Genomic DNA, 5,237 nt, shown 5'->3' with positions numbered 1-5,237 from the left:
GGGCTGACCGTCGCATGCGGTCAGCCCGCGGCCATCCTCGGCGCCCCGCCCGGCCCGCCGGTGCCGGTGCAGCCGAACGTCACGACGAGCGCGCCGCCCGTGCCGATGCCGAAGAACCCGGCGCCCGAGCGGAAGCACACGAAGCCGAAACCGCGGCCGGAGTTACCCGCGCGCATTCCCGGCCGGATCCTGGAAAGGGCCGCGGCCGGCGTGGAGCCCGGCACGACGCTCGGCGCCATGGTGTTCGACCGGACCACCGGCGAGCTGCGCCTCGAGTACAACGCCGACCGTCCGTTCCGCTCCGCCTCCCTCGTGAAGCTGCTGATCGCGATCGACGTGCTGGCGCAGGGCGCCGACGGGCCCACCCGACAGCAGGTCGCCGAGATGCTGAGGATGTCCGACGACGACCTCGCGAGCATGTTCTGGGTCAAGTACGGCGGCCCGCAGATCGTGACGCGGACCAGCGCCGAGCTCGGCCTGTCCGGCGTGCGGCCGCCGGAGGCGTACGGCCGGTGGGGCGAGGTCGTCGTGACGCCACGGGACATCGTGGCGATCTACCGCCACGTGCTGAAGCTGCCGCCCGCGGACCGCACGCTCATCGTCGACGCGCTCGCCAACGCGCCACGCCAGGCCGCGGACGGGTTCGACCAGCACTTCGGCATCCCGGACGGGCTGCACGCAGAGTGGGCGATCAAGCAGGGCTGGGGCAGCAACAGCAGCGCGATGGTGCTGCACAGCACGGGCCTCGCCGGGCCGGGCTTCCGGTACATCGTCGTGCTGCTCACCGAGCACCCGCTGGGGTCGGGCTGGCGGACGGCGGCCCGGTCGGTCACCGCGGCGGCGACGGCGATGAACGGCCGGCTGCCCGGGGTCGCCTAAGCCGTGAGCGCGCGCAGGTGTGGCAGCAGCTGGTGCAACGCCCGGCCGCGGTGGGAGATCGCGTCCTTCTCGGCCGACGACAGCTCCGCGGACGTGCGGGTCTCCCCCTCCGGCACGAAGATCGGGTCGTAGCCGAACCCGTTGGTGCCGCGGGGTTCGCGCACCAATGTGCCCGGCCACTCGCCGCGCACGACGACCTCCTCGCCGCCCGGCTGGACCAGCGCCGCCGCGCAGACGAACGCCGCGGTGAGGCGCTCGTCGGGGACGTCGGCCACCTGCTCGAGGACCAGCTTCAGGTTCGCCGGGTCGGACTTCGCGCTGCCCGCCCAGCGGGCGGACAGCACGCCCGGCATGCCGTTCAACGCGTCGACCGCGATGCCGGAGTCGTCGGCGACCGCGGGCAGGCCGGTGGCGGCCACCGCGTCGCGCGCCTTCGCGAGCGCGTTCTCCTCGAACGTCGCGCCGGTCTCCGGGGCCTCGGGGAACGGCGGCACGTCGTCGAGGCCGATCACCTCCACGCCGGCACCGGCCAGGATCCGGCGCAGCTCCTCGAGCTTCTTCGCGTTGCGGCTCGCCACGAGCAGCCGCGTCACGAACGGACCGCCTTCGACGCGGACTCGGGCAGGGTGCCGGGGTACGGCTCGGCGAGCACCGCGGCCTGCTTCGCGTTGATCTCCGCACAGCCGGCGAGCGCCATGTCGAGCATCTGGTCCAAAGTAGACCGAGTGAACGTCGCGCCCTCGCCGGTGCCCTGCACCTCGATGATCGTGCCGGTGTCGGTGGCGACGACGTTCATGTCGACCTCGGCGCGTGCGTCCTCTTCGTACGGCAGGTCCAGCCGCACCCGGCCGTCGACCACGCCCACGCTGATCGCGGACACCGCGCACGACAGCGGCTGCGGGTCGGCGAGCCGGCCGGCCGCACCGAGCCAGGTGATGGCGTCGGCCAGCGCCACGTAGCCACCGGTGATCGCCGCGGTGCGGGTGCCGCCGTCGGCCTGGATGACGTCACAGTCGATCACGATCGTGTTCTCGCCGAGCGCGGCGAGGTCGATGCACGCACGCAGCGAGCGCCCGATGAGCCGGCTGATCTCGTGCGTGCGACCGCCGATCCGGCCCTTCACCGACTCGCGGTCACCTCGCGTGTTGGTCGCGGACGGCAGCATCGCGTACTCCGCGGTGACCCACCCGAGACCGGAACCCTTGCGCCAGCGCGGAACCCCCTCGGTCACGCTCGCCGCGCACAGCACCCGCGTGCGGCCGAACTCGACCAGCACCGATCCGGCCGGCCACAGCTGAAAACCGCGGGTGAGCTTGATGTCCCTGAGCTGGTCGTCGTTCCTGCCATCGCTTCGTGCCACCGGGCAACCCTACGACTGTGGCGAAGGTCTCCCGCCAGGCACCCGAAAGAGCCCCAATTCGGATTGACCCGAACACCCCCACGGAGGACAGTTCATCACGTGATGAAATGTTGGAGGGGGCAATGCGTGGGAAGGCTGAGCGTCACCGAACACTGACCGTGCTGCGCGCCGCGGTAGTGATCGCGCTGCTGGTCGTCGCCGTGCTGACGTTGCGCGACAAGCTGCCGAGCCTTACCGACGTGACCGCCGCGCTGGGCACGGCCGACGCGGGCTGGCTCGCCGTCGCGGCCGGCGCGGAGATGATCTCTATGGCCATGTTCGCGCGCCAGCAGCGCCGCCTGCTCATCGCGTTCGGCGTCCACATGACCCGCCACCGCTCGCTCGCCCTCGCCTACAGCCGCTCGGCCATCGCGATCAGCCTGCCCGCCGGCTCGGCGATCTCCGCGGCGTACGCGTTCAAGCAGTTCCGCACCGGGGGCGCGAGCCGGCGCACGGCCGCCACCGTGATGGTGCTGTCGGGGATCCTGTCGCTCGTCGCGCTGGCCCTGCTGTACGCGACCGGCGCGCTCGCGACCGTCGCCGTGCGGCTCGGTGACGCGTGGCGTGCGCACCCCGCGCTGACCCAGGTCTCCGCGGTCGTAACGCTCGGCCTGCTGATCTTCGTCGGGCTGCTCGCCTGGCAGTCCAGCTGGCAGATCCACCCCGCGCACCCGCGCCCGCACGCGAGTCCGCTCGCGCGCATCGAGTCGCGCTGGCCGCGGGCCGCCACGGCGTTGCGACCGGTCATCGAGGCGGTCGCCAACTCGCGCGCGGTGCCCGGCCGGCACTGGGGCCTCGCGCTCGCCGCGGCGATCGCGAACTGGCTCACCGACCTGATCTGCCTCTACGCCTCGGCCCGCGCGTTCAGCCTGCCGGTCGACATCGCCACGCTCGCCGCGGTGTACCTGACCGTGCAGATCGTGCGGCAGATCCCGCTGACGCCAGGCGGCATCGGCGTGATCGAGATCAGCCTGCTCGCCGGGCTGGTGTCGGCGGGCGCCGGCGAGGCCGCGGCGGCCGCGACCGTGCTGGTGTACCGGCTGCTGTCGTGCTGGCTGATCATCCCGGTCGGCATGCTCGCGTGGCTGCTGCTGCGCCGCCCGCCGTCCGGCGACGAGCTCGTCGAGCGGGTGCCCGAGACCGTCCCCGAGCTCACCGCCGGCGGCGTCGTCACCGGTCAGGTGGCTGAGCCGCGCAGCTCGGCGTAGCGGGTGACGCACTCGGCCTTGTACAGCCGCACGCAGAAGGCGATCAGGTCGACCTATTTCGCCATCAGCGCGAGGGTTTTGCTGACCTCGAAACCGTCGGCCGACTCGAGATTGCTGAGCACGGTCACCGACAGCCGGTCGGCCGGACGAATCTCGTCATAGGACGCGAAGCCGGGCACGCCGCCGTCGTGGAAGTGCACGGTGGCCGCGCCGCTGCCGCGGGTCATGATGCCGTAGCCGTACTGCCCCAGCGGCGGCGCGGGAAGGCGGGGCCGGAGCAGGTCGGCGAGGGTGTCCTGATCGACCAGGGCGGGCGAGCCGGTCAGCAGGAAGTCGTTCCAGCGGGCCATGTCCGGCGCGGTCGAGCAGATCCCGCCGGCCGCGAACCAGACCGATGTGTCGAACGTGTCGGCGGTGCGCTGCCAGGTCGCGTAGCCGATCGCGTCGTCCGGTCGCGGTGGCGCGCCCGGGGTGTACCCGGTGTCGGACATGCCGAGTGGCTCGAAGATCTCCTTCCGCAGGAAATGCCCGTAGTCCTGTCCGGCCACCTTCTCGACGACACGGCCGAGCAGCACGTAGCCCGAGTTGCTGTACTTGAACCGCGTCCCCGGGGCGAACTCGAGCGGGCGGCCGGCGAACATCTCCGTGACCTGTTCCGGCGAGGGTGTGCGGGTGCCGATGCGGGCGAGGAACCGCCGCCCCCCGTCCGGCCCCATGTCGGTGAAGTTGTACAGCCCGGAGGTGTGCGTGAGCAGCTGGTCGAGGGTGATCGCGCGCCAGGCCGGCGGGCAGTCCGGCAGATAGGCGCATACCCGGTCCCGGACGCGGAGCCTGCCCTGCTCCTGCAGCAGCAACACGCCCAGCGCGGTGAACTGCTTGGTGATCGATCCGATCACGAACCGGGTGTCCGGACCGTTGGGCTTGCCGTTCCCGGCCGTGTCGAAGCCGCGGCTCAGCAGGACACGATCGCCGAGGCGTACCTCGACCGACCCGCGGAACTGCCGCGTCCGCACCAAACCGTCCAGGTAGCCGGTCATCGCCCGCGTCGACGCTTCTGTCGACGCCTCCGTCGACGCTCTTGTCGACGCGAGGGTCGGGCTCGCCGCCCGGGTCGTGCCGGAGTCGGGCACCGGAGCCGCCGTGCATGCCGTGGCGACCACCGCCGCCACGGTGAGAACCACACCTGACCTGCGCATTGTCCTGCCTCCCCACACCCCCGATCGGAAACGGTGGAAGCTCCGAGGATGAGGCAGGAACGCCGGTCGCTACATGTCAGATGACACTCAGACCTCGAAGGACTCGCCGGGCACCACGAGCTGGGCCGGGCCCGCGAACTCGCCCGTCGCCTCCGCGAGGACGGCCGACGCGTCGGTCCACGGTGGGACGTGGGTGACCAGGAGCCGGCCGGTGCCCGCCGTCTGCGCGAGCCGGCCCGCGTCGACGCCGGACAGGTGCAGGTCGCGCGGGCGCGCGGGCGAGTGGGTCCACGACGCCTCCGCGAGCACCACATCGGCGCCCTTGGCCAGCTTGTCCAGCGCGGGCGACGGGCCGGTGTCCCCCGAGTACACAAGCGAGCGTCCACCGTGGACGATGCGGAAGCTGTACGCCTCGCACGGGTGCACCGCGGTCGTCGCCGTGACCTCGAAGGGTCCGATGTGGATGGTGCTGTCGGCGAGCGGATGGAACTCGTAGACGTCGCCGAGGTCCTCGTCGTCGCGTTCGGCCTCGTCCGGGCAGTACGCCGCCGCGAA

Annotated in this window: 6 protein-coding genes; 2 read left to right on the top strand and 4 right to left on the bottom strand. The window is 72.1% G+C overall.

Annotated elements, in window-relative coordinates; translation table 11 throughout:
- The coding region (locus tag VH969_RS13375) for a serine hydrolase (RefSeq protein ID WP_331974045.1) at positions 1-879 on the top strand (879 nt) is incomplete at its 5' end.
- Here VH969_RS13375 and rdgB read toward each other — a convergent pair.
- Together rdgB and rph are read right to left on the bottom strand one after the other, a co-directional pair.
- Positions 876-1,472 (bottom strand): RdgB/HAM1 family non-canonical purine NTP pyrophosphatase, encoded by a 597-nt coding sequence (gene rdgB / locus VH969_RS13370; RefSeq protein WP_331974044.1) that lies wholly within the window; start codon positions 1,470-1,472, stop codon positions 876-878. The genes VH969_RS13375 and rdgB overlap by 4 nt on opposite strands.
- Complete coding sequence (gene rph, locus VH969_RS13365; protein ID WP_331974043.1) at positions 1,469-2,239, bottom strand: ribonuclease PH; 771 nt, start codon at positions 2,237-2,239, stop codon at positions 1,469-1,471. Before rph ends, rdgB begins: the two co-directional genes overlap by 4 nt.
- 122 nt (positions 2,240-2,361) lie before the next feature.
- On the opposite strand from rph, the gene VH969_RS13360 reads away from it, so the two are divergent.
- Positions 2,362-3,486: a lysylphosphatidylglycerol synthase transmembrane domain-containing protein gene (locus tag VH969_RS13360; protein ID WP_331974042.1), complete on the top strand. Its 1,125-nt coding sequence runs from the start codon at positions 2,362-2,364 to the stop codon at positions 3,484-3,486.
- A gap of 53 nt (positions 3,487-3,539) precedes the next feature.
- Here the strand turns inward: VH969_RS13360 and VH969_RS13355 are convergent, their stop codons facing one another.
- Positions 3,540-4,682 (bottom strand): serine hydrolase domain-containing protein, encoded by a 1,143-nt coding sequence (locus VH969_RS13355; RefSeq protein ID WP_331974041.1) that lies wholly within the window; start codon positions 4,680-4,682, stop codon positions 3,540-3,542.
- Between the two features lie 87 nt (positions 4,683-4,769).
- Positions 4,770-5,237: MBL fold metallo-hydrolase (locus VH969_RS13350; RefSeq protein ID WP_331974040.1), on the bottom strand; the 468-nt coding region annotated here is incomplete at its 5' end.

Source organism: Actinophytocola sp. (genome assembly GCF_036555685.1).
In the GTDB taxonomy this organism is placed as follows: domain Bacteria; phylum Actinomycetota; class Actinomycetes; order Mycobacteriales; family Pseudonocardiaceae; genus Actinophytocola.
This window is presented reverse-complemented; position numbering and strand designations above follow the sequence as displayed.

What these genes read in the sequence shown, in the direction of transcription:
- VH969_RS13360 (WP_331974042.1), top strand. Translation starts at nt 2,362, where the DNA reads ATGCGTGGGAAGGCTGAGCGTCACCGAACACTGACCGTGCTGCGCGCC.
- VH969_RS13355 (WP_331974041.1), bottom strand. Translation starts at nt 4,682, where the DNA reads ATGCGCAGGTCAGGTGTGGTTCTCACCGTGGCGGCGGTGGTCGCCACG.